This window comes from Streptomyces sp. bgisy159 (genome assembly GCF_965341775.1).
Taxonomy (GTDB): Bacteria; Actinomycetota; Actinomycetes; order Streptomycetales; family Streptomycetaceae; genus Streptomyces.
In genome coordinates, this window is the sequence record NZ_CBDQZH010000037.1 from 27,765 (window position 1) to 52,010 (window position 24,246).

The following is a 24,246-nucleotide window of genomic DNA, read 5'->3' on the forward strand; positions in this document are numbered from 1 at the left end:
CGGTCAGCTCGCCTCCAGCGCCTTCAGGCTGGTCACCACGTACTCGACGAGCCGTCCCACGGTCAGCTCGATGATCTCGTCGAGGTCCATCCCGGCCAGGAACTCGGCGAAGTTGACGCGGTCCCCGTAGCGCTCCTGCAGCAGCCCGGCGAGCGTGACCAGGTCGATGCTCTCCAGTTCCAGGTCCCGGTTGAAGGTCGTGCGCATCCCGATCTCGACGTCGTCGACGCCGTACTCGTCCTCCAGCAGACGCGCGAGCATGCCCGTGACGTCGGCGAGGACCGCCTCCTCGGTGGCGGTGACGGGGTTCATCGGTCGTACTCCTCCTCCTGTGCGGCGCCGGTGGTCCACGCGACGACGTACTCGCGCGGCGGCAGCCGGGGCGGACTGACGGCCGGCGCGCAGCGCACCGGGTGGGCGCCGGCCCGGCGGCCCGAGACGGTCAGCACGGCCCCGTCCGGAGTGGCGTCCCGTACGGCGAAGTCCCGCGGCCGGCCGCCGAATCCGGTGCCCTCCGCCTTCGCGGCCGCCTCCTTGGCCGCCCAGAAACGGGTGAACCACAGCGCCCGCGACGCGCCGTCGGCGGCGCTCAGCCGGTCCAGCAGCCGGATCTCGCCCGGGCCGAGCGCGGTGGCGACGGTCTGCGCGGGGCGGTCGACGACCTCCTCGATGTCGATGCCGGGTCGGCGGCCGGGCACCCGGGGGCGGACGATCGCCACGCCGGCCTCCGCGCGGTGGGCCAGCGACACGTCCAGCGGCGGCAGCCGGCGGCCGTGGACCCCGGTGACGCGGGGCCGGCCCGCCGCGTCGTTGGACACCCGCAGTTCCGCCGGGAAGACCGGGCCCTCCCCGTGGTCCCACAGCCACCGCCGGACGGCGTCCTTGACCGCGATCCGGCCCAGCAGCCACTGCCGGCGGCCGCGCGGGGGATGCGCCGCGTACTCCGAACGCTCCGCGCCGCCCAGGGAGTTGCGCATGATCAGCTCCCGGGAGGCGAGGTCCGGCCACCGTTCGTGCAGCAGCGTCCAGCCGCCCGGCCGGACCTCGGACAGGGTGTTGCGCTCCGGGAAGCGTTCCACGGGACGGGTGGTCGGGTCGTTGTCGAACCGGCGGTCCTGCCAGCCGCGCAGTTCCGCCCAGACCCGGCCCGCGACGGTGAGCTGGACATCGGCTTCGAGCAGCGCGTCGGTGAGCGTGGTGATCCGCACCAGGCAGTCCACGTCCGTGCCGGGCGCCGGATGCGGTCCGTGGAAGCGCATCTCCCGCATCCCGACGGGGAAGACCACCGTGCGCTCCGTGCAGGTCGCCATGATCCAGTAGCCGAGGAGCTGGCCGACGTTGTCCAGCAGGCCGCCGGGCGCCGACGGCGTGGTGATCACGCCGCGGACGTGCCGTTCGCCGATCGCGGTGAGCGCGCTGACGCCCTGGAACGCCGGTCCGTGGAACATCCAGCGGTCCGTGTACAGCTGGGCCGCGGTGTGGTCGGGCGCGCGCTCGGTCGCCGGATCGGTGTGCCAGGGCACGGGAGGCGGGGCCGGGTGGCGGTCGGCGAGTTCGACGGTGGCCCGCGCCCGGGGGCCGAAGGAGACGGCGAACCGGTCTCCGCCTTCGGGCGTCACCGTCACCGGTACGTCCACGGCCGGCGTGGCCGTCAGCCACTCCTCGAACCGCGCCCCGCGCACCGCGACCGCCACCCGCCCCGGCACCGCCCGCCCGGCGGCCCGCGTCATCAGGTCCACGATCGTCGTCGCCGGTACCACCGGCCACCGGTCGGCGACGTCCGGCCAGCCGGGCCGCTGCGGGAAGAAACAGTGGTCCAGGAGGTAGGGCATGGTCTGGGGCGAGACCCGCACGGTGTCGCGCCACGAGCCCGGCCCACCGGACGGGCGGGCGCCCGGGGCGGGCGGGCCGGCGATGGTTGGTGCGGTGGGAGCGGCGAAGGGCGGGGCGGTCCCGGCCGGCGCGGTGCCGGTCGGGACGGCGCCCCCGGGTGCGGCGGAGGACCGTCCGGTGGGGGCGGGGGAGGCCGGGGAAGGCACGGTACCGCCCGGCGGGGCGGGGGCCGGGGCGCCGGGCGGTACCGCCGCACCGGGCGGTCCGCCAGGGGCTCGCGCGGTACCCGGCGCGGCGTAGTCACGGGCCGTGGCGTCCCGCGCCGCGGACATCAGCGCGGCGGCCGTGTCCGCCGTGTCCCGCAGCAGCGCGTCCAGCTCGGCGGCGACCGGGAACCGCGCGGCCAGCCCCTCCAGGGCCGGGCCGCCGACCGCCTGCCCCAGAGGGTCCCCGGCCGGCACGGTGGTGGTTCCCGTCCGCGGGGCGGGAGGCATCGAGGCGCGGGGAGGCGAGGTGGGGGCCGCCGCTCGCGCGGGAACGCCGCCGGCCGGTGCGGCGGCCGGCGCGACCCGCCCCTCGGCGTCCGCTCGTGGCGCGGCCGGGGCCGCCGGCCGGGCCGCGGCCAGCTCCCGCCGGAGCTCGGCCAGGGACTCCGGGGCCAGCGACACCAGCGCGCCGTCGAGGTTCAGGCGTACCGGCGCTCGGCCCGCGGAGGTGCCCGCACCGCCCGCCGGCGGCAGCGAGGGCGCCACCCCGGCCCCGGCCGTCCAGAGCGCGGTCATCACGCGGCGGAGCTGCGCGAGCCCGGACCGGTGGGGTGAGTTGGCGGCCACGACCAGGTGGTCCCGGCCGCCGAGGGTGTCGCCGACGAGGGAGCCCACCTGCCCGGGCCCGACCTGGACGAAGACCCGGTGGCCGGCGGCGTACAGCGCCTGCGACAACTCCCGGAAACGCACCGGCTCCAGCAGGTGCCGCAGGAACAGGGCCCGGACGTCCGCCTCACCGGAAGGGAAGGGCGCGGCGGTCGTGCCGGACCAGACGGGCACCGTCGGCGGGCGCAGCCGGAACCCGGCGGCGGCCTCGCGGAGGGGCCCGAGGTACGGCGCCAGCATCGGCGTGTGGAAACCGGAGCGGAACGGCAGCACCTGGCCGAGCACCCCCCGGGCGCGGAAGGCGCGCACGAACTCCGCCACCGCCGCGTCCGGGCCGCACACCATCGACTGCCGGGGCGCGTTGTCGTGCGACAGCACCAGGCCGGACCCGGTCCAGCCGCCGTCGCGCAGCTCCGCCGCCACCCGCTCGGCGGACGCGCCGAGCGCGCCGAAGGCGAGCCCCGGCACCGACAGCGCCTCGGGGTCGAAGTCCGCCATGAACGCGTCGACCTCGGCCCCGTCGTACATGCCGCCGGCCACCATCGCCGTCCACTCGCCCACGCTGTGCCCGGCCACCGCGTCCGGCACGATCCCGGCCCGGCGCAGCGCGGCGTCCAGCAGGCGGCCCACGGCGACGACCCCGAAGCCGTGCCGGCCCAGGTCACCGCCGTCGTCCCGCGCGCCGGCGTCCCGGCCCGTCCCGGAGCCTGACCGGCCGTCCGCCCCGGCCGCAGCCCGCCCGCCGTCCGCCCCGGAGTCCGGCCGCCTGCCGCCGGGTGGGGCGCCGCCGGGTGGGGCGCCCTCGAAGGGGTCGGCCACCCCGGTCGTCCCGGACGCCTGCCCCGTACCGCTACCGGCCCCGGGCCTCCCGTGCCGCGCGGACTCCGGAACCCCACCGCTTTCCCGAGGCCCCCGGCCCAGGGCGGGCAGGGCCAGCCCGAAGTGGGCCGCCACGTCGTTCACGCGCGGCGCGAAGTCGCCCTCCAGACCGGGGAAGACGAAGGCCACCCGGCCGCCGCCCGCGCCGCCGAGCAGCGGCTCCGGCCGGAACCACACGTCGCCGCGCCCGTGCCAGGGCCGCCCCTTGGCGACCGCGCGCCGCGCCAGCGCCAGCCGCTCGGCCGTCGGATCGACGACACCGAGCCGGACCCGCCCCGCCGGACGAGGGCGCGAAGGGTCGAGCCCCGCGGCCCGTACGGTGCTGTCGTCGCCGTCCAGCAGCGCGCCGAGCCGGTCGGGGGTGTCGGCGGCGAGCACCAGCACCCGCTCGGGCTCCGTCACCCGCAGCGGGGCGGCGGCGCCGACGGCACCCGGCGCCTCCTCCAGCACCACGTGCGCGTTGATCCCGCCGAACCCGAACGCGTTCACGGCGGCCCGCCGTACCGGCCGCCCCGCACCGGTCTCCCAGGGGGCCGCCGTGCCGAGCGGACGGAACCGGGTGCGGGCCAGCGCCGGGTGCGGGTCGTCGCAGTGCAGCGTCGGCAGCAGGGTGCGGTGGTGCAGCGCGAGCACGGCCTTGACCAGCCCCGCCACCCCGGCGGCGGGCATGGTGTGCCCGATCATCGACTTCACCGAGCCGATGACCGCCCGCTCCCCGTCCTCGTCCCCGGCACCGAACACCTCGGCGAGCGTGGCGAGTTCGGCGGCGTCACCCGCCGGGGTCGCGGTGCCGTGCGCCTCCAGCAGGCCGACCGAACCGGCCGCGGCCGGATCGAGCCCGGCGGCCTCCCACGCCTGGCGCACCGCCCGCGCCTGACCGCCGGGGTCCGGGGTGACCAGTCCGGCCGCCCGGCCGTCGCCGGCCACGCCCGTGCCCCGGATCACCGCGTACACCCGGTCGCCGTCCCGTTCCGCGTCGGCCAGCCGCTTGAGCACCACCACACCGGTGCCCTCGCCGATGAGGATGCCGTCGGCGTCACGGTGGAAGGGACGGCTGCGCTCGCTGGGGGAGAGGGCCCGCAGTTGGGAGAAGACACTCCACAGGGTGATGTCGTGGCAGTGGTGGACCCCACCGGCGAGCATCAGGTCACAGCGCCCGCCGGCGAGGGCGCCGACCGCCTGGTCCACGGCGACCAGCGAGGACGCGCAGGCCGCGTCCACCGTGTAGGCGGGGCCACGCAGATCGAGTCGGTTGGCGACCCGGGAGGCGGCCAGGTTGGGCACCAGCCCGATCGCCGACTCGGGGCTGTCCGGACCCAGCCGTTCGGTGAACGCCCGCTTCACCCGGTCCAGTTGGGCGCTCGTCAGGTCGGGCAGCAGCTCGCCCAGCGTCCGTACCAGCTGGCCCGCGGTCCGGACCCGCTGGTCCAGCCGCACCAGACCGGGCGTGAGGTAGCCGCCCCGGCCGAGGACGACGCCGATCCGCCGCCGGTCGGGGAGCCGGTCCGGGCCGCCCGCGTCGGCGAGCGCGGCGGCCGCGACCCGCAGCGCGATCAACTGGTCCGGCTCGGTGCCCGGCACCGACGCCGGCATGATCCCGAACCGGGTGACCTCCACCTCGGCCAGCGCGTCCACGAAGCCGCCCCGCCGGCAGTACACCCGGTCCGCGGCCGGCGCCTCACCGGCACTGCCGGGCCGGTGGTAGTCCGCGTCCCACCGCCCGTCCGGCACCTCGCCGATCGCGTCGACGCCGTCGCGCAGATTGCGCCAGTAGGCCTCCAGGCCGTCGGCTCCGGGCAGCAGCACCGCCATCCCCACGACGGCCACCGGCACCTGACGGCCGGTCACCTCGCCGGTCACCAGCCCGACACCGTGTGGACGACGGCGGTGACGGACGGATCGCCCCAGGCCAGCTCGCGCAGCAGCGCGGCGGTGCCCTCCTGCGGGTCGATCAGCCGGACGCCGCGCCGCGCGTACTCCCGCGCCAGCTCCGGCCCCACCATCCCGGCGTGCCCGGCGGCGGGCGCCCACGGCCCCCAGTGCACGGTCAGCGCCCGGTGCCCGGTCCGGGCCGCCCACGCCGCGCCCAGCGACCCGAGGGCGTCGTTGGCGGCCGCGTAGTCGGCCTGGCCACGGTTGCCGAGCACGGCGGCGACGCTGCCGAACAGTACGGTGAAGGCGGGCCCCTCGGGCAGTTCCTCCAAGGCCGTGAGCAGGGCCCGGGCGCCGGCCGCCTTCGTGCCGTAGACCCGCTGGAAGGACTCCGGGGTCTTCTCCGTGATCAGCCGGTCCTCGATCACCCCCGCCGCGTACACCACCCCGTCGAGACGGCCGTGCTCGGCGTGGATCTCCTTGACCGCCTGCAGCACCGCCTCGGGCTCCCGGAAGTCGACCGACCGGTAGCGGACGCGGCTGCCGAGCGCGGCCGCCTCCGCCAGCGTGGCGGCGATCTCCCGCTGCGCCAGCAGCAGTTCGGCCGCGCGGTGGATGTCCGAGGGCGTCAGTCCGCCCCGCGCGGCCAGCGCCGCTCGCAGCTCGGCCGGGGTCCGTGCGGCGGCCGTGCCGGCGTCCTCAGGGCCGTCCGGGGCGGGCGTCCTGCCCAGCAGCTCCAGACGGCAGCGGGACGCCGCGGCGAACGCGAGGGCGCACTGCGCGGCGATGCCCCGCGCCCCGCCCGCGAGCACCAGCACGGCGTCCTGGTCCAGGCCCAGCGCCGCCGCCTCCGCGGCACCGTCCCCGGCCGGCCCGGCACCCCTGTCGCCCAGCGCCCCGAGCGGTGCCTCGACCAGCTCGAAGCCGTGCCGGCCCGTCGCTGTGCGCCGCACCACCGGTGTGCGGTCGCCGGCGGTGATCTCGCCGAGAACCGTGTCGGCGAGCGGGGCGTCCCCGCCGTCGACGAGCCGGGCGACCGTCCCCGGGTACTCCCGGGCCAGGGTCCGGAACAGCCCCGGCAGCCCCACGGCCGCCGTGCCGTCGAGCGAGCCGACGGCAAGCAGCCACCGGGGTTCGCCGAGCACGGCCGCCCGGAGCACGGGGAAGGCGTCCGGCAGCACCGGCGGTCCGTCGGCCGTGAGCGCGCCGAGGTACAGCACACCGTCCACGGGCCCGTCCGCGTCCGACAGCACGTGCCGCGCGTCGCGTACGACGACGTCGGCGCCGTACGCGGTCAGGCGGGCCCCGGCCGCGCCGCCGTCCCCGAGGACGGCCCAGCGGGTCCCGGCCAGCACGGCGGCCGGGTCCGGCGTACCGCCCGCCTCCTGGAGGAGCACGGGCCGCAGCACCTGCCGGCGCGGCGCCTCACCGGCCACTTCCGGTGCCTCAACGGTCACTTCAGGTACCGGTACCGGGGCCGTGGACGCGGCGTGACCCGGTGCGTCCAGCCGCGCCGTGAGCCAGTCGGTCACCGCCGCCGCGGTACGTGCCCCGGCCAGCTCCTCCACCTCGGAGTCGTCGAGCGCGGTCAGGTCAGCGCCGTTGCCGACCCCGAGCCGCCGGGCCAGCTCGCCCGCGATCTCGGCGCGCTTGATGGAGTCGATGCTGAGGTCGGCCTCCAGATCCAGATCCGGCTCGATCATGTCGACGGGGTATCCGGTGCGCTCGCTGATGATCTCCAGCACGACCTGCCGGACGTCCTCGGTGCCGGTGCCGCTGTTGCTGTCACTGTCGGCGGTGTCGGTCATGTGGGTGGTGTCGGGGGCCCCATGGGCGGTAACCGGCTCTGGCGGCACCGGCCGGAGCGGCTGCGCCTGCGCCACCGGCACCGGCTCGGCCGCTTGGACCACCGTGCCCGGCCCGGGGACGGCCGCCGCGGGCGCCGCCCCGAAGTACGTGAGCAGCACGTCCCGTTGGGCGGCGATCATCTCCCGGCTGGTGCGGAGGAACTCGGCGATGAGGGCGTCCCGGTCGGACGGGACGCCGGGTGGGGGGTTGGTCGTCACAGTCGTCTCCCTGCTCTCCACGACTCGGCGGGCCGGTGCGAGCGCACCGGGCAGGAGGTCTCCGGCGGCGGTCCTGACGAGCTGACCGTCCACCGTCCAGCCGGGCCGCCGCGGCGCGGGCGCGGTCAGCGCGTCCACGGCGTCCCGGCCGCGCAGCAGCCACTCGGCGCGCACCGGCTGCCCCGTGACGGCCAGCCGCGCGAGGGCGTCCAGAAAGCCGCGCAGCCCGTCGCCCGGCCGGGGCTCGCAGGCCACCGTGCGGTGCGGGCGGTCCCCGAGGATCCGCCCGACCAGCCGGGTCAGCACCGAACCCGGTCCGGCCTCCACGAACAGCCGCGCCCCGGCCGCGTACATCGCCTCGATCTGCTCCACGAAGGCCACCGGCGCGCCGATCTGCGCGGCCAGGCCGGCCCGCACCGCGTCCGCGTCGGCCGCGTACGGGGCCGCCGTACGGTTCGCCCACACGGGGAACTCGGGCGCGCGTACCGGCACTTCGGCGAGTACCTCGGCGAAGCGGTCCCCGGCCCCGGCGACCACCGGGCTGTGGAAGGCGCACGCCACCGGGACCGGCCGGGCCGGCAGCCCCGCCGCACGCAGCAGCCGCACCGCCTCGGCCAGGTCGTCGGACGGGCCCGAGATCACCGTCTGGTCGGGCGCGTTGCGGTTGGCGACGACCACCGTGTCCGGCGCGCCGGCCGTGCCGAGCGCGGCGGCGACCGACTCGGCACCGGCCGGTACCGCGGCCATGCCGCCCGGTTCGTCCCCGGCGGCCGCGAGGATCGCCGCGGCCCGGTCCGCGCTCAGCTGCAGCAGCGTCGCCGGGTCGAGGGCACCGGCCGCGCACAGGGCGACCAGTTCGCCGTAACTGTGCCCGGCCGCCATGTCGGGGCGCACCCCGGCGGCGCCGAGCAGCCAGTGCGCGGCGAGCCCGGCGATGCCGAGCGCGGGCTGCGCCGCCCGGGTGTCGGTGAGTGCGGCCCGCTGCCGTTCCCGGGCGGCGTCGTCGAAGGCGGCCGGCGGATACAGCGGGCCGACGTGGTCCCGACCGAGCTCCAGACAGTGGTGCAGCTCCGGAAAGGTGACGAACAGGTCGGCGAACATGCCGGTGCGCTGGCTGCCCTGTCCGGGGAAGAGGAAGGCGACCTGCCCGTCGAGGGGTGCCTCGGCCAGATGGACACCGCGGGCCGGGTCGTGCTCACCGGCCAGCGCCCGGCGCACCTTGCCGGTCAGGTCGTCGACGTCCGTGGCGACGACCGCGATCCGGACCGGCCCGGTGCCCGCGTCCGCCCGGCGGGCCGCGCCCAGCGCCAGGTCGCGCAGCCGCCAGGGCCGGCCCTCCGCCGCGGCGGCCGTCAGCAGTTCCTCGGCCGCCCGGCGCGCCGCCGCCTCGTCGCGGCCCCGGAACAGGAACAGCTCGGCCGGCCAGACGTCCAGGCCGCGCACCGGCGGCACACCGCCGTCGTGGGCGCTCAGCACCACGTGGAAGTTGGTGCCGCCGAATCCGAACGCGCTGACGCCCGCGACCCGTTCGCGTGCGGGCACCGCCCACGGCCGGGCCCCGTCGTGGAAGACGAAGGGGCTGCCGTCCGCGTCCCAGGCCGCGTTGGGGCGCTCCACGTGCAGGGTGGGCGGCCGGACGCCGGTGTGCAGCGCGAGCACCGTCTTGATCAGGCCGGCCAGCCCGGCGGCGCACTTGGTGTGCCCGATCTGCGACTTGACCGAGCCGAGCACGCAGCTGCCCGGCCGCGCCCCGGCGGCGTCGAACACCTCGCTGAGGACGGCCAGTTCGGTGCGGTCACCGACCACCGTCCCGGTGCCGTGCGCCTCGACCAGACCCACGTCGGCCGGGGAGATCCCCGCGTTGCGGTACGCGCGTTCCAGCGCGGCCCGCTGGCCCTGCGGACGGGGCGCGGTCAGGCCGAGGGAGCGGCCGTCACTGGAGCTGCCGACGCCCTTGATCACCCCGTAGACCCGGTCGCCGTCCCGCTCGGCGTCCGCAAGCCGCTTCAGGACGACGCAGGCGACGCCCTCACCGAGCGCGATGCCGTCCGCCGACGCGTCGAAGGCGCGGGAGCGGCCGGTCGGGGACAGGGCGTGCACGGAGGAGAACAGCACATAGTCGTTGATGCCGTTGTGCAGGTCGGCGCCGCCGCACAGCACCACGTCGCTGGTGCCCGCGGCGAGTTCCTTGCAGGCGACGTCCACGGCGGCCAGCGACGACGCGCAGGCGGCGTCCACGGTGTAGTTGGCGCCGCCGAGGTCGAGCCGGTTGGCGATCCGCCCGGAGATCACGTTGGCGAGCATGCCGGGGAAGGAGTCCTCGGTGAGCCGGGGCAGCTGCCCGTCCAGGCCGTCGGGGACCCGGCCGTAGTAGGCCGGCAGTACGGCCCGCAGCGTCGCCGCGTTCGACAGGTCGCTGCCGGCCTCCGCGCCGAACACCACCGAGGCGCGCGACCGGTCGAAGCCCCGGCCCCCGTCGCCGTACCCGGCGTCCTCCAGGGCCCGCCGGGCGGCCTCCAGGGACAGCAGCTGGACCGGCTCCACACTGCCGAGCGAGGCCGGCGGGATGCCGTAGCGCAGCGGGTCGAAGGGGATGCGGGGCAGGAAGCCGCCCCACTTCGAGGTGGTGGAGGTGCCGTGGTGCACGGCCGGGTCCCAGCGCTCGGGCGGCACCTCGGTGACGGCGTCCCGGCCGCCGACGACGTTCGCCCAGAAGGTGGCCAGATCGGGTGCCTGCGGAAACATGCAGGCCATGCCGACGACGGCGATGTCGAGCGGCGCCGGGGCCTCGGGCAGTGGCTCGGTCGCGGCCAAGTGGCGTAACACGGCGACACGTTCGGTCAGGAAGTGGGCGGCCCCCGTGGTCACCGAGCGGTGCAGCTCGGGGATCGTGGTGGCCGCCGAGCGCAGCGCCGCCACCTCCCCGGCCATGAACATGCCCTCGGTGAGCTGGCGTTCCTCGTCCACCGGGGCGAGCCCGCCCGCCCGATCGCGTGCCACGCCCTTGCTGGCTACCCGCAGCCGGCCCACGTTGAGCCGTTCCAGCTCCTCCCAGACCTGCCGTTCGGGCACGCCCTCCGTGCGCAGCCGCGCCCGCAGCGCGGCGAAGTCCGCGGTGAAGGCACTGGGCAGACACCGCGTGGCGTGACCGGGCGCCGACTCCAGCAGTGTGGTGCGGTCGGCGGCCATCACCTGCCGCTGGAACAGGGGCCGGATCGCCTCGTGGACGACCGCTTCCTCGGTGAACAGGTAGGCGGTGCCCATCAGTACGCCGACAGCGGCACCCCGTCCGGTGAGCGGCGCGGCGAGCGCGGCGACCATGGCCGCCGACCGCTCGTCGTGCACCCCGCCCGCGAGGAACACCTCCACGTCCCTTACGCCGTCGGCGCCCTCACGTCCGAAGTGCTCCTCCAGCACGTCCAGTTGCGCCTCCCACAGCGGGAAGCTCGCCCGGGGACCGACATGACCGCCGCACTCCGCCCCCTCGAACACGAACCGCCGGGCCCCGGCCCGCAGGAACTGCCGCAGCAGCCCCGGCGACGGCACGTGCAGGAAGGTGCGCACCCCGGCCCGTTCCAGCGCCTCCGCCTGCGCGGGCCGCCCGCCGGCGATGACCGCGTGCGTCGGCCGCATCTCCCGTACGGCGGTCAGTTGCGCGGCCCGGATCTCCTCCGGCGCGAACCCGAGCACCCCCACCCCCCACGGCCGGTCGCCCAGCGCCTGACGGGCGTCGTGCAGCAGTTCCCGCGTCCGCGTGCCGTCCGCCAGCGCCAGCGCGAGGAACGGCAGCGCGCCGTCGCCGGCCACGGCCGCCGCGAACGCCGGCCGGTCGCTCACCCGGGTCATCGGGCCCTGGGCGACGGGCAGCCGGGTACCGAGCGCCCGGCTCATCGGGGAGTCCGGCCCGAGCGCCCGCGCCGGTGCCGCGTCCCGCAGGGCGTCGCGCACCGCGTCGGTCACGGCCCGCACCGTGCGCCGTACGTCCCCCCACCGGTCGGCGAACCGGGCGGCGAGGAAACCGTCCTGACCCACCGGGAGCAGTTGGGTGTCCGGGTCCCGCGCGCCCAGCAGGACGGCCACGCCCGCCGGATCCGACGGTGGCCGAACGGCACCCGGGACGCGGCGGCGCAGCACCCGGTGCCCGGCCACCACGACCGTCTCCGAGCCGTCCAGGGACCGCAACGCGGCGGCGGCCGGCCCGGGCAGCGACGACTCCGCGAGCAGGGCGAGCTGGGTGTCGAGGACCACGCCCGCGGCCCCGCCGGCCACCGCGGCGGCGGCCGTGCGCGGGCCGATGCCTCCGCACGCCCACACCGGGAGGTCGAGTTCCGGCTCGCCGAGCAGTCGTTGCAGCAGGACGAACGTGCCCGACTCCCCGACGCGTCCACCGCTCTCGGTGCCGCGCGCGATCAGCCCGTGGGCCCCCGCCGCGGCCGCCGCGCGGGCGCCGGCCAGGTCGGTGACCTCCACCAGTACGCGCGGGAACAGGGCGAGCGCGTCACCGAGCGGCCAGGCGGAGTCCGGGGCCAGCACCGCCGTACGCGGGGGGCCGGGGTCCAGGTCGTCCGGTCCGAGCCGGCAGCGCGCCCCGACCCTGACGCCGAACGGCCCCTCGCCGGCGGCCCGCAGCCGCGCGAGCGCCGCACGGGCCACGCGGTCGCCGTCGCCCAGGTCGAGCACCCCCAGCCCGCCCGCGCGCCCCACGGCCAGGGCGAGCCCCGGATCGGGTTCACCCAGTGGAGTGATGCCGATGATCAAATCCTCGGAACGCACAGCGGACGTCATGATTCTCCGAATCGAGGTGAAACTGACGGAAAGGCGCTAGCGCGAAACGCGTTGAAAGGTAGACCGCTTGTTACTCGCTGGTCAATGAAGCAACAGTCGCGAGGTCAGCCGCCGCATCGATCCGGTCAGGCGGCCGATCACGGCCACCGCGGCGGAAATCGGGCCAATTCCTTTTCGCCGCGGCCCGGCCCTTTTCCCGCTCCCGCCGGATGAAACACGAGCTCGTGGAGAAATCCGGCCGGACGGTCGGCCCATGTCCGTATCCAGGCGCACTTTTCCGGCATCCCGCGGCGGCCGGAGACTCCTCGGCTGCCGAGGCGGGAGTGACCTGAAGCGCCCGGCGGGAGACCGAGGGCCGGTTCGGATGTCTCCGAACCGGCCCTGAGCCGCGACTCTCTCGGTCGGGACGACAGGATTTGAACCTGCGACCCCTTGACCCCCAGTCAAGTGCGCTACCAAGCTGCGCCACGTCCCGTCGTGTCCGGCGGCGAACCGTGCGAACACGCAGGTAAACCCTACCCCACGGCGACGGGCGCCGGTTCGCGGGCCGGTCGGGGCGCCCCGCGCGAGCACGTCATCCGCACGGCCCCGCTGCTCATGCGACCGCACGGCCACGACGGCACGGCCACGGCGGCACGGGCATCGAGCAGATCTCGCGGGAGGCCCGGGCCACGCTCGGTTCCGTCCGTCGGCTCAGTGCCCGTTCTGTCCGCCGGCTCAGCGCCCGTCGCCGGCCAGGGCCGTACCGGTGGGCGCCGGCACCGTGAGGTACGCCGACAGTCCGCCCTCCAGCCGCACCGCGTCCCAGTCGTGCGCGTACCCGGGCGGGGTCCGCGCCCCCCGGGTCAGGAACACCACCGGCACGCGGCGCGCGGTCCGGGCCAGGGCCGCCGTGGTGGTGTTGGTGTCGTGCCCGCGCGTGTGGGCCGAGGCACAGCCCGTGTAGTAGGCGATCGGCACCGTCGGCGCCAGGGAGGAGTGGCCGGTCAGCACGCACGGCGGTCGTACGCCGTGCCGGTGCAGGTCCGCCGCGACCCGCGCCCAGCGCTCGTGCTCGGCGGTCGTGCGCTCGGCGGTGCGCCAGAGCACCGCCGACTGCACCGCCAGATGCCCCGCCAGCCCGACCGCCACGGCCGTCACCACCAGAGGCCGCCGGGCCGCCCGCGCGCGCGTCAGCAGATACCCGAGGGCGTCCGCGGCCGGCAGGGCCAGCAGCGCGTAGGCCGGGAGCAGGAAGCGCGGAGCGGCGTAGCCGATGAGGAACAGGTACGGCACGGCCACCGTCGCCGCGCAGGCCGTGGACAGCACGGTCGGCGCGGCCCGGTCCCGCCGCACGGCGATCACCAGGGCGAGCAGTGCGAGCGCCGGCAGCACGAACCACCACAGCATGACCGGCGTGTCCGGCATCGGCCCCTCGCACGGGCGGCACAGGGTACGCCCCGACAGGCTGCGCATCTGGTCGTCGACGGCGAGATGCCAGCTCAGTCCGCCCTGGATCCGGGAGGCCTCGGCCAGCCGTCGCAGAGGACCGCCGTAGGCGGCGTAGGCCTCGATCAGCCAGGGCGCCGCTCCGGCGGCGAGGCCGCCGAGGAGCGCGGCCGACAGCCGGACCGACCGCCACCGGCGCACCGTGACCAGCGCCACCAGGAGCGCCAGACCCACGTACGCCGCGTCACCGGGCCGCATCAGCGCCATCAGCACCGCGCTCACGCCCAGCCCCCACACGGGACCGCGCAGGACGGGGTCGCGCTGGAAGCGCAGGAAGCAGCCCACCGCGGCCAGCGCGCCGAGGGCCACCCAGATGTTGGGCATCGCCTGCGGGCCGTAGTACACCGTCACCCACAGCGAGGCGAACAGCGCGCCGCCGCCGGCGACGACCCGCGCCGGGAACAGCCCGCGCCAGGCGCGCAGCGCCAGGAACAGCGCGACGGCCGACAGGACGGCGAGATACACCCGCAGCAGGGGCGTGGACGACGACCAGGAGGCGATCGGCGCCACCAGCACCGGCACCCCGCGGGCGCGCGGCGCGCTGAAGAACGCCGCCGGCGCCTGGTCGCCGACCTGGCTGACGTACACCGACTCGTCCCAGCCGAGCCCCATGGCGGGCGGTACCAGCAGCAGCTGCGCCGCGGCGAACGCGCACGCCACCGCCGCCGTGCGGACGTCGTCGCCGCGGGTCCAGGGGAACGCACGGGCGAACCCCGGCGGTCGTGGTCGTACGGTCTGCGCCATCTGCTTGGTGTCACCCCTTGCGCGAGTGCGGCCTGCCTGTGCGGCGGGTGCGGCGCGCACCGCGAGTTCCGCGAGAACGGCGACCGCGGGCTGCCGCTGATGCGGTGGTGGCTGGTGCGGCGGTCAAGGTGGCCGTCCCGGTGCCGCGCGAGCGGTGCGCACGCCCGGAAGGCGCGCCGGGGAGCGCGCGCCGGGGCGGACTCCGGTACGGCCCCGCTCACGCTAGCCGTCGGACGCCGGACCGCAGGGGGCACACGCCGGGGACGGCCGATACCCGACGCCCGGCGCGGCCGTCCCTCACCCGGGCGGGCGCCGTCAGGACCGCGCGGCCCGCTCCGCCAGCCGGCGCCGGGCCTCCGGCCAGTCGAGGGGCAGCTGTGAGGCCGGGACCCGCCAGAAGACGAAGACCGAGTCCTTCATGGTCGGCCGCAGCCTGACCATGATCGACTTGTGTGGCTCCGTGCGCGCGTACGCCCGCAGCGCGTCCTCGTCCCGCCAGGCCGACAGGGTCCAGAAGGTGCGCCTGAGCGGCTGGGCGACCAGCGACGCTCCGTACGCGCCGGGTGCGCCCTTGACCTGCTTCCAGGCGGCCAGCGACTTCAGGAAGAAGCGCGGTACGTCGGCCGGGGAGCGCACCTCGAAGCGGGACGCCATGACGAACGCCTCGGCGTCCGGGGCGGGGATGTCGACCGTGGACCAGGGGAGGGTGGGCATGGCTGTGCCCCTTCGTCGGCAGTTGGATACTTACGCTATCCATGTTAGACAGTGAAGGTATCCAGTTGCCAAGGGTTCGAAGGGCGAGGCGTCGGCGATGCGCATCTCCGAACTGAGCCGCCGCAGCGGCGTCTCGGTCACGACGATCAAGTACTACCTGCGCGAGGGCCTTCTCCCGCCCGGCCGTCAGACCGCCGCCACCCAGGCCGATTACGACGACCAGCACCTGCGCCGGCTCCGGCTGATCCGCGCCCTGACAGGTGTCCGGGGTCTGTCGGTGGCGACCACCCGCGAGGTGCTGGACGCCCTCGGTGAGCACGGCGACGACACCCACCGCGTCCTCGGCCTGGCCCTGGGCGCGATCCGGGTCGCGGACGACCCCGCCGACCGGACCGCCGACACCGCCGAGGTCGACGCCCTGGTCGAGGAGCTGGGCTGGCAGGTGCACCAGGACGCCCCGGCCCGCGCCGTGCTCGCCGGAACCCTGGCCTCCCTGCGCTGTCTCGGCGTCCCCGTCGACGGGCGGACCCTGCTGCCCTACGCACGTCTCGCCGAGCGGATCGCGGTCCTCGACCTCGACCAGCTCGGCGGGCTCGACGACCCTCTGGAGGCCGCCGAGCGCGCCCTGCTGATGACCGTCCTCCTGGAACCCGCCCTGATGGCGCTGCGCCGCATGGCCCAGGAGAACGAGTCGGCCCGCCGCCACGGCGGCTGAGTCCGCCCACCCCGCGGCCGCCGTCCGGCACGGCGCCGTGCGGCCCCGCCCGTCGATCGGATTGAGCCGCCGGGGGCCGGGTACGCGAGCCACGACCCTCCGGACGGACCGCTCAGGTTCCGGCCGCAACCGCACACCAGGGAACCCCCATGGACACACCTGCCCACGACCCCACCACCCCCGCCCGGCGGGCGCTGGACGCGCTGGCCAGGGATGCCGAGGACAACGACGCGCTGGACACCCTCGCGCACAGCGAGGTGCTGGTCCCGGTGCCCGACGAGACGTCCGACGAGGACGCCTCCGACCCCACCGCGGTCGCGCTGCCCGTGCTGGAGCAGCCCGGCGGCAGCCCGGTGGTACCCGTGTTCACCTCGGAGCTGGAGATGTCGGAGCTGCTGCCCTACATCTCCCGCTACCGCCTGATCCCGCTCGGTGCGCTCGCCGCGCAGTGGCCCACTGATGATCTGTCCCTGACCATCGACGCGGCCGGCGACCACGGGCTGACCCTCACGTCGGAGGGCGTGCGCACCCTGCTCGCGCGCTGACGGCGCGCCTCGCCTCTCACCGCGCCGGTGTCTCGGGGGCCGGCGCCCCGGCGTGGCCGGGCGGCAGCATGCGCTCCAGGGCGGCGCGCTGCAGCGGCAGCACCGCGCCGTGCAGGTCGCGGCCCTTACGGGTGAGGGCGACCCACACACCGCGCCGGTCCTCCGCGCACACCGAGCGCTCGACCAGGCCCTCCTTCTCCAGACGGCCGATCAGCCGGGACAGCGCGCTCTGGCTGAGATGGACCCGCCCGGCCAGGTTCTGCACCCGGCACTGCTCGCCCTCGCCGGGGGTCTCGGCGGCCAGGATGTCGAGCACCTCGAAGTCGCTGGCGCCGAGCCCGTGCGGGTGCAGCACCCGGTCTATCTCGCACATCGTGCGCGCGTGGACCGACAGGATGTCCCGCCACCGCTGCTCCAGGCCCGCCCCGGCCGTCTTCGCTCCCATACTCCGAAGGTAGCACCGTTCCGGCCATTCATTGAGTGTGCAACTAGTGCGGATGCATGGAACTCCGCGGCGGGCCTCCGGCTCCGCTCCGGCTCCGTGGCCCCGGCCCCGGCTGCGGAGACCCGGCCGGCGGGGCGGAGCGGCCGCGGCAGCCTCAGGCGGCCGGGTCCTGCAGGAGGCCCACCAGATTGCCGTCCGCGTCCTTCACCGACGCGATCAGCCGGCCGCCACCCACGTCCTGCGCGTCCTGCAGCAGCTCCGCGCCCGCCTCCAGCAGGGCGGCGAGCCGCGCCCGCAGATCGGTGACGTGCCAGTAGGGGACCGGTCCGGTCATGCCCTTGCCGTGCCCGTTGGGGTCGAGGCCGACATCCTGGCCCGCCGCCTTGAAGCCGACGTAGTAGGGCTCGTCCGCGTACGGCTCGACGTCCAGCAGTGTGCGGAAGACGGCCTTCGCGCGGTCCAGGTCCTTCACGGGGTAGATGATCGTCTGCAGTCCGTTGGCCATGACGTACTCCTGTGCGGGGCGGACCGGTGAGGTCACGCGAGTGGAATCGGCGGAACGCACCGCCCGGCGCGGCCTGACGCCGAACGCCGAAGCGGTCCCTCCACGCTAGGACGGACCGGCCGCGGCCGGCTTCTCCGATCCTGACCGCTTGCTCCACCACCGCCTCGAGTGCCGGCCCCGGGGCCCGGGCCCCGGGTCCGGGACAGCGCCCGCCGGTGCGCGGCGCTCGCTCACGTCGAGTCGCGTTCGATCAGCTCCGTCGGGAGGATCACCGCGGCCGGCTCCTCGCCGCCGATCTGGGCGAGGAGGACCCGGACCATCTCGGCGCTGATGCGGTCCCAGGGCTGGCGGATGGTGGTGAGGGCCGGGGTGGCCGCCGTGGCCGCGGGCGAGTCGTCGAAGCCACCGACCGCGACGTCCTCCGGCACCCGCCGGCCCGCGCGCCCCAGCGCGGCCAGGACGCCCTGGGCCATCAGGTCGGACGCGACGAACACCGCGTCCAGGTCCGGCGCCCGCTCCAGCAGTAGCTCGCCGCCCGCCTCACCGCTCGCCCGGCTGTAGTCGCCGGAGACGACGAGCCGCTCGTCGTGGTCGATGCCGGCCTCGGCGAGGACCTCCCGGTACCCGGCGAGCCGCTCCACACCGCCCGGCGTGTCCAGCGGGCCGGTCACCACGCCCACCCGGCGCCGCCCGAGGGACAGCAGGTGGCGCACCATGTCCCGCGCGCCGTCCCGGTCGTCGGCGGCCACATAGCTCACCTTCGAGCCGAGCCCGATCGGCTTGCCGCACGCCACCAGCGGTACGCCCGCCTCACGCAGCTCCTGCGCGATCGGGTCCCCGGAGTGGCTGGAGACCAGCAGCACGCCGTCGACGTGCCCGGCGGTGATGTACCGCGTTATCCGCCGCCGTTCGTCCTTCGTGCCCGCCAGCATCAGCAGCAGCGGCACGTCGTGCGCGGCCAGCGCCTGGGTGCAGCCGCGCAGCAGCACGTTGAAGTTGGGGTCCTCGAAGAACCGTTCCTGAGGCTCCGTCAGCAGGAAGCCGACCGAGTCGGACCGCCCGGTGATCAGTGACCGGGCGTGCCGGTTGACGACGTACCCCGTCCTGCGGATCGCGGCGTTGACCGCCTCCTGGGCGGCGGGGCTGACGTAGTGGCCGCCGTTCAGCACGCGCGAGACGGTGCCGCGGGAGACCCCCGCCTCCCGCGCCACGTCGTGAATCGTCGGCGCCCTGCGCCGACCCCCCGAGGTGCTCATGGTCATGACTTTACGGCCCCGGACAGCAGATCCAGGCTCCAGAACCGCTGGATGACCAGGAAGAGCGCGACCAGCGGAAGCACCGCGAGGAACGCCCCGGTGATCACCAGGGTGTACAGCGCCGGGGTGCTGGAGCCCTGCTCCAGCAGCGTGTACAGCCCGAGCGTGATCGGGAACTTCTCGTCGTCGCTGAGCATGATGAACGGCAGCAGGAAGTTGTTCCAGACCGCCACGAACTGGAACAGGAACACGGTCACCAGCCCGGGCACCATCATCGGCAGGGCGATCCGGCTGAAGATCCGCCACTCGCCCGCCCCGTCCATCCGGCCGGCCTCGACCACGTCGGCCGGCACCGCGGCGGCCGCGTAGATCCGCGACAGGTACACGCCGTACGGGGAGAGGATCTGCGGCAGCAGCACCGACCAGTAGGAGTCGGTGAGCTCCGCCTCGGCCATCAGCAGGTACTGCGGGATCGCGAGGATGATCGGCGGCATCAGCACGCCCGCGAGCAGGACGTTGAACATCGTCTCGCGGCCCCGGAAGCGGTACGTCGCGAGCGCGTAGCCGCTGAAGGCGGAGACGCACGTCGACAGCAGGGCGCCGAGCCCGGCGTAGAGCGCCGAGTTGCCCATCCACTTCCAGTAGACGCCGTCTCGGTAGGAGCTGAGGTCCTGGACGTTGTCGGCGAAGCCCGACCCCGGGAGGAAGGTGAACGTCGAGAACAGCTCCCGGCCCGACTTCGTGGACGCGATCACCACCCACGCCACCGGCAGCAGACAGTAGACCGCGCCGAGCAGCAGTGTCACCGTCGGGACCAGGGCGACGCGGCGGCGCAGCGGCGGGCGGCCCCGCGTGGTACCGGCGGTGCCGGTCGTGGAGGGCGCCTGGGGTACGGCGAGGGAGCTCACCGGGATGCCTCCTGCTTGTTGCGGTGGTTCGCGGCCCGCAGGAACCCGAAGGACAGCACCAGCGTGACGACGGCGATGATCACGGCCTCGGCGGCCGCCGCGTGGATGTCACCGGCGCCGAACGCGTCCCGGTACACCTTCATCAGCGGACTCCAGGTCGTGGACACGGAGTTGGTGAGCGGCTTCAGCGTGGTCGGCTCGCTGAACACCTGGAGCGTCGCGATGATCGAGAAGAAGAAGGTCAGCACCAGCGAGGGCGCCACCATCGGGACCTTGATCCGCAGTGCGATCTGCAGCGGCGTGGCGCCGTCCAGCTTCGCCGCCTCGTACACCTCGGCCGGGATCGCCCGCAGCGAGGTGTAGATGACGATCATGTTGAAGCCGGTGCCGCCCCAGACGGCGATGTTCGACAGCGCCAGGTAGAGCGGGCCGCCGTCCAGCAGGTCCGGCTGCGGCATCCCCAGCTTGTCGAGGACGAAGTAGAAGGGACTCACGTCCGGCAGGTACAGGAAGCCCCACAGCAGGGCGGCGACCACGCCGGGGACCGCGTACGGCAGGAAGATCGCCAGCCGGGTGAAGGGGGTGAGCCGCACCTTGTCGGAGTCCAGCATCAGCGCGAGCACCAGGGCGAGACCCAGCATCACCGGGACGACGATGCAGCCGTAGCCCAGCACGCGCAGCGCGCCGTCCAGCAGCTCGCCGTCGGTGAGGGCGTCGGCGTAGTTCTCCGCGCCGGCCCAGACCTCCTCGCGGGCGCCGGCGCCCAGGCCGAGGCCGGAGACCCGCACCGTGTGGAGGCTGAGCCAGAGCGCGTACCCGATGGGCAGCGCGAAGAACAGGGCGAACAGGACCGTGCCGGGGAGGAGGAAGAAGTAGGGGGCGCTTCGCCCTCGTTCGAGGACGGTGGCGGGAGACGGGTGGGCGTACGGGGCCCCCTCGGCCCCGTACGACCTCCTGCGTGCGCTTCTCACTCGGAGACCCCGAAGCCCTGCTTCTTCATGTCGGCGACCGTGTCCGCCTGCATCTTGTCCAGGGCGGCACCGAAGTCCGACTTGTTCTTGGCGGCGGCGCCGAACGCGTCCTTGAAGGAGGTGTAGGCGACGTTCACGTTCGGGCCCCAGGCGGAGGGCGCCGTGGTCTTCGCGATCTTCGCGGCGGTGGTGTAGAAGTCCGCCTGGTCGGCGAAGAAGTCCGGCGGCGTGGTGAAGGCGCCGCTGAGCTGCGCGGAGGTGGAGGCCGGGTAGATGCCGCCCTCCTTGGCGAGCGCGTTGAGGGCGTCGCCGTCGGTGTTCAGCCAGGCGGCGAACTCGGCGGCGGCGGCCTTGTGCCCGGAGTCCGTCGTCACGGCCGTCGAGGAGCCGCCCCAGCTGCCGGTGACGTTGTCGCTCGTGGACCACTGGGGGAGCGGGGCCATGGCCCACTTGCCCTTGGTGGACGGCGCGGCCGTGGTCAGCGTGCCGGGCGCCCACACCGCGGAGACCCAGGCGATCTGCTTGCCGGTGTCCAGCGCCTTGTTCCAGGCCGGGGTGTACATCGGCTGGTTGTCGATGGCGCCCTCCTCGACCAGGCCGCCCCAGAAGTCGGCGACCTTCTTCGTCGCCGCGTCGTTGATGCCGACCTTCCACTTGTCGCCCTCGGTGGTCCACCACTTGGCGCCGGCCTGCTGTGCGAGCCCCGCGAACAGCCCGGAGTCGTTGGCGGAGAAGGTGGTCAGGTCGACGTCGGGCGCCTTCTTCTTCAGCGCGCGGGCGGTCTCGGCGAACGCGTCCCAGGTCGTCGGCACCGTCAGGCCGTACTGCTGGAACAGGTCCTTGCGGTAGTAGAACATCATCGGTCCGATGTCCTGCGGGATCGCGTACACCGCGTCCGTGCCCAGCGTCGTCTGCTGCCAGACGCCGTCGGCGAACTTGCTCCGGGCGTCGCCCGCCTCCCCGGAGATGTCCGCCAGCGCGTCGTTGCTGACCAGCGTCGGCAGCGCCTGGTACTCGGCCTGGACCAGGTCGGGTCCCTTGCCCGCCTTGTGCGCGGTGAGGATCTTGGTGACCAGGGTGTCGCCGGACGCCTGCTTCTTCACCGTGACGGTGATCTGCCGGTCCTTGCCGGGGCCCTTGTTCCACAGGTCGACGACCTTGTCCATGCCCGGCGTCCACGTCCAGTACGTGAGCGAGACGGGACCGGACCGCGCCGAGCCGTCGTCGTCCGACGAGCCGCACGCGGCGAGGGTGGTGGCGCCGAGTGCGACGGCGACGGCGGCGGCCGTGACCTCGAAGAGTCTCCGGCGCTGGGTGTTGGGCATGGAAATCTCCCCTGACCTGGGCCCCCGCCTGCTGCGTGGACCTGCCATGCTTCTGTGAGCGTTCACAGTAGAGAAACATCCCGGACACTTGTCAATGGTTGTTGCTGTGCGGTTATGTTGGGCTTACGCCGCCATCGATGTGTGTGCACGTTCCCAAATGATCGAACACAACGGGAGAGATCCATGCCGGAGACCACGCCCAGGGGCCTGACCAGGCTCGCCTTCGGCGGGGACTACAACCCCGAACAGTGGCCGGAAAGCGTCTGGCAGGAGGACGTCCGGCTGATGCGGGAGGCCGGCGTCACCATGGTGAGCGTCGGGATCTTCTCCTGGGCGCTGCTGGAACCCGCGCCGGGGGAGTACGACTTCGGCTGGCTGGACCGGATCATCGGGCTGCTGCACGACAACGGCGTCCGCGTCGACCTCGCGACCCCCACCGTGGCCCCGCCCGCCTGGTTCTACCGCGAGCACCCCGGGGCGCTGCCCGTCACCGCCGACGGCGTGCGCTACGAGTTCGGCTCCCGCGCCGCGATCTGCCACAGCAACGCCGACTACCGCGCGGCGGCGGCGAACATCACCACCGAGCTCGCCGAGCGCTACGGCGACCACCCGGCGCTGGCCATGTGGCACGTGCACAACGAGTACGGAGTCCCCGTCTCCGCCTGCTACTGCGACTCCTGCGCCGCCCACTTCCGCCGCTGGCTGGCCACCACGTACGGCACGGTCGACGCCGTCAACGACGCCTGGGGCACCGCCTTCTGGGGCCAGCGCTACGCCGACTTCGGGCAGATCAACCCGCCGCGCCTGACGCCGACCGTCGGCAACCCGGGCCAGGCGCTGGACTACCGGCGGTTCGCCGACGCGACCATGCGCGAGAACTTCGTGGCGGAGCGGGACATCCTGCACCGGCTGGCACCCGGCGTGCCGGTCACCACCAACTTCATGACCGCCCTCAGCCAGTGCGACTCGGTCGACTACTGGGCCTGGGGCCGCGAGGTGGACATCGTCACCAACGACCACTACCTGATCACCGACGGCCGCCGCACCCACGTCAACCTGGCGATGGCAGCCGACCTGACGCGCTCGGTGGCCGGGGGAGCCCCCTGGATCCTGCTGGAGCACTCCACCTCGGGCGTCAACTGGCAGCCGCACAACCCGGCCAAGGCGCCGGGCCAGATGGCCCGCAACTCCCTGGCGCACGTCGCCCGCGGCTCCGAGGGCGCGATGTTCTTCCAGTGGCGCCAGTCCCGGCGCGGCGCCGAGAAGTTCCACTCGGCGATGGTCCCGCACGGCGGCACCGACACCCGCGTCTGGCGCGAGGTGGTCGAGCTGGGCGCCGGCCTGGACTCGCTGTCCGCCGTCCGCGGCACGCGCACCGAGGCCGACGTGGCGGTGCTCTGGGACTGGCAGTCCTGGTGGGCGCAGAACCTCGCCTGGCGCCCCAGCGAGGACGCCGACCCGCGAGAGCGCGCCGACGCCTTCCACGAGGCGCTCTACGACCGCCACCTCACGGTCGACTTCGCCCACCCCGAGGCGGACCTCTGCGCGTACCCGCTGGTCGTGGTGCCCGCCCTGTACCTGATGACCAAGGCGGCCGGCGACAACCTCAGGGCGTACGTCGAGAACGGCGGCACCCTCGTCGTGTCGTACTTCTCCGGCATCGTCGACGAGCACGACGCCGTCCACGAGGGCGCCTACCCCGGCCCGCTGCGCGAGGTACTGGGCCTGAGCGTCGAGGAGTTCTCCCCGCTGCTGCCGGGACGGAACGTGCGCGTCACCGGTCCCGATGGCGCCGAGCTGGGCGGCGACGTGTGGACCGAGTTCGTCGTCCCGCGCGGCGCCGAGTCGGTCTGGAGGTACGCCGACGGCCCGACCGCCGGGCACCCCGCGATCACCCGCCACCGCCTGGGCGAGGGCATCGCCTGGTACGTCTCCACCCGCCTGGGCCGCGAGGGCCTGGACGTGCTGCTCGGGCGGGCCGCCGAGGACGCGCGCCTCGCCCCGCGCGCCGACCTGCCGCACGACGTCGAGGTCGTCGTCCGCAGCGGCGAGAGCGGCCGTTTCCTCTTCGCCGTCAACCACACCGGCGCCGACGCCAAGGTGCCGCTCGACACGCCCGGCACCGAGCTGCTGACGGGCGAGCCCGCCGCCGGCCGCCTCGCGGTCCCGGCCGGCGCCGTCCGGGTCGTCCGGCTCGACGGCTGAACCCGACTCCCCTCCGCCCGTGGAGCCGCGAGCCGCGGGCGGAGGGGGCCCCGCTCCCACCCAGCGCCATCCCGGGGGCACCGGGCATCCCATCCCCACCACGTCGAAGGGACGACGG

The 24,246-nt window shown here is 74.9% G+C and carries 14 protein-coding genes and 1 tRNA gene; 3 read left to right on the forward strand and 12 right to left on the reverse strand.

The window, feature by feature from the left end:
• Positions 1-3: 3 nt before the first annotated feature.
• The 6 genes from ACSLTV_RS27815 to ACSLTV_RS27840 form a co-directional block, all read right to left on the reverse strand.
• Positions 4-312: an acyl carrier protein gene (locus ACSLTV_RS27815; protein WP_432156746.1), complete on the reverse strand. Its 309-nt coding sequence runs from the start codon at positions 310-312 to the stop codon at positions 4-6.
• Positions 309-5,444, reverse strand: coding sequence for a beta-ketoacyl synthase N-terminal-like domain-containing protein (locus tag ACSLTV_RS27820; RefSeq protein ID WP_435613078.1), 5,136 nt, complete (start codon positions 5,442-5,444; stop codon positions 309-311). Before ACSLTV_RS27820 ends, ACSLTV_RS27815 begins: the two co-directional genes overlap by 4 nt.
• Positions 5,441-12,307, reverse strand: coding sequence for an SDR family oxidoreductase (locus tag ACSLTV_RS27825; RefSeq protein ID WP_435613079.1), 6,867 nt, complete (start codon positions 12,305-12,307; stop codon positions 5,441-5,443). The genes ACSLTV_RS27820 and ACSLTV_RS27825 overlap by 4 nt, the downstream gene beginning before the upstream one ends.
• Positions 12,308-12,708: 401 nt before the next feature.
• Positions 12,709-12,782: transfer RNA gene (locus ACSLTV_RS27830), tRNA-Pro, on the reverse strand.
• Between the two features lie 242 nt (positions 12,783-13,024).
• A complete protein-coding gene (locus tag ACSLTV_RS27835; protein WP_432133421.1) occupies positions 13,025-14,539 on the reverse strand; it encodes a hypothetical protein in 1,515 nt (504 codons plus the stop codon).
• Positions 14,540-14,854: 315 nt separating this feature from the next.
• Positions 14,855-15,253, reverse strand: a complete 399-nt coding sequence (locus ACSLTV_RS27840; protein WP_435613080.1) for a DUF3291 domain-containing protein — start codon at positions 15,251-15,253, stop codon at positions 14,855-14,857.
• Between the two features lie 97 nt (positions 15,254-15,350).
• Between ACSLTV_RS27840 and ACSLTV_RS27845 the strand changes: the two genes are divergently transcribed.
• Both ACSLTV_RS27845 and ACSLTV_RS27850 read left to right on the forward strand, forming a co-directional pair.
• Positions 15,351-15,968 (forward strand): MerR family transcriptional regulator, encoded by a 618-nt coding sequence (locus tag ACSLTV_RS27845; RefSeq protein ID WP_435613081.1) that lies wholly within the window; start codon positions 15,351-15,353, stop codon positions 15,966-15,968.
• 149 nt (positions 15,969-16,117) lie between these two features.
• On the forward strand, positions 16,118-16,513 hold the full coding sequence (locus tag ACSLTV_RS27850; protein ID WP_432133418.1) for an SseB family protein: 396 nt from the start codon (positions 16,118-16,120) through the stop codon (positions 16,511-16,513).
• Positions 16,514-16,529: 16 nt separating this feature from the next.
• Here the strand turns inward: ACSLTV_RS27850 and ACSLTV_RS27855 are convergent, their stop codons facing one another.
• The 6 genes from ACSLTV_RS27855 to ACSLTV_RS27880 form a co-directional block, all read right to left on the reverse strand.
• The gene (locus ACSLTV_RS27855; protein WP_432133417.1) at positions 16,530-16,958 is read right to left on the reverse strand and encodes a MarR family winged helix-turn-helix transcriptional regulator; all 429 of its coding nucleotides are present in this window, start codon (positions 16,956-16,958) and stop codon (positions 16,530-16,532) included.
• Between the two features lie 154 nt (positions 16,959-17,112).
• A complete protein-coding gene (locus ACSLTV_RS27860) occupies positions 17,113-17,463 on the reverse strand; it encodes a VOC family protein (protein ID WP_432133416.1) in 351 nt (116 codons plus the stop codon).
• Positions 17,464-17,693: 230 nt separating this feature from the next.
• Positions 17,694-18,725, reverse strand: a complete 1,032-nt coding sequence (locus ACSLTV_RS27865; protein ID WP_432133415.1) for a LacI family DNA-binding transcriptional regulator — start codon at positions 18,723-18,725, stop codon at positions 17,694-17,696.
• Complete coding sequence (locus ACSLTV_RS27870) at positions 18,722-19,627, reverse strand: carbohydrate ABC transporter permease (RefSeq protein WP_432133414.1); 906 nt, start codon at positions 19,625-19,627, stop codon at positions 18,722-18,724. Before ACSLTV_RS27870 ends, ACSLTV_RS27865 begins: the two co-directional genes overlap by 4 nt.
• Complete coding sequence (locus tag ACSLTV_RS27875; protein ID WP_432133413.1) at positions 19,624-20,598, reverse strand: carbohydrate ABC transporter permease; 975 nt, start codon at positions 20,596-20,598, stop codon at positions 19,624-19,626. The genes ACSLTV_RS27870 and ACSLTV_RS27875 overlap by 4 nt, the downstream gene beginning before the upstream one ends.
• Positions 20,595-21,923, reverse strand: a complete 1,329-nt coding sequence (locus tag ACSLTV_RS27880; RefSeq protein WP_432133412.1) for an ABC transporter substrate-binding protein — start codon at positions 21,921-21,923, stop codon at positions 20,595-20,597. Before ACSLTV_RS27880 ends, ACSLTV_RS27875 begins: the two co-directional genes overlap by 4 nt.
• Positions 21,924-22,106: 183 nt before the next feature.
• Between ACSLTV_RS27880 and ACSLTV_RS27885 the strand changes: the two genes are divergently transcribed.
• Positions 22,107-24,128 (forward strand): beta-galactosidase, encoded by a 2,022-nt coding sequence (locus ACSLTV_RS27885; protein WP_435613082.1) that lies wholly within the window; start codon positions 22,107-22,109, stop codon positions 24,126-24,128.
• Positions 24,129-24,246: the final 118 nt, after the last annotated feature.

What these genes read in the sequence shown, in the direction of transcription:
- ACSLTV_RS27880 (WP_432133412.1), bottom strand. Translation starts at nt 21,923, where the DNA reads ATGCCCAACACCCAGCGCCGGAGACTCTTCGAGGTCACGGCCGCCGCC.
- ACSLTV_RS27840 (WP_435613080.1), bottom strand. Translation starts at nt 15,253, where the DNA reads ATGCCCACCCTCCCCTGGTCCACGGTCGACATCCCCGCCCCGGACGCC.
- ACSLTV_RS27855 (WP_432133417.1), bottom strand. Translation starts at nt 16,958, where the DNA reads ATGGGAGCGAAGACGGCCGGGGCGGGCCTGGAGCAGCGGTGGCGGGAC.
- ACSLTV_RS27860 (WP_432133416.1), bottom strand. Translation starts at nt 17,463, where the DNA reads ATGGCCAACGGACTGCAGACGATCATCTACCCCGTGAAGGACCTGGAC.
- ACSLTV_RS27850 (WP_432133418.1), top strand. Translation starts at nt 16,118, where the DNA reads ATGGACACACCTGCCCACGACCCCACCACCCCCGCCCGGCGGGCGCTG.
- ACSLTV_RS27815 (WP_432156746.1), bottom strand. Translation starts at nt 312, where the DNA reads ATGAACCCCGTCACCGCCACCGAGGAGGCGGTCCTCGCCGACGTCACG.
- ACSLTV_RS27865 (WP_432133415.1), bottom strand. Translation starts at nt 18,725, where the DNA reads ATGACCATGAGCACCTCGGGGGGTCGGCGCAGGGCGCCGACGATTCAC.
- ACSLTV_RS27845 (WP_435613081.1), top strand. Translation starts at nt 15,351, where the DNA reads ATGCGCATCTCCGAACTGAGCCGCCGCAGCGGCGTCTCGGTCACGACG.
- ACSLTV_RS27825 (WP_435613079.1), bottom strand. Translation starts at nt 12,307, where the DNA reads ATGACGTCCGCTGTGCGTTCCGAGGATTTGATCATCGGCATCACTCCA.
- ACSLTV_RS27885 (WP_435613082.1), top strand. Translation starts at nt 22,107, where the DNA reads ATGCCGGAGACCACGCCCAGGGGCCTGACCAGGCTCGCCTTCGGCGGG.
- ACSLTV_RS27835 (WP_432133421.1), bottom strand. Translation starts at nt 14,539, where the DNA reads ATGGCGCAGACCGTACGACCACGACCGCCGGGGTTCGCCCGTGCGTTC.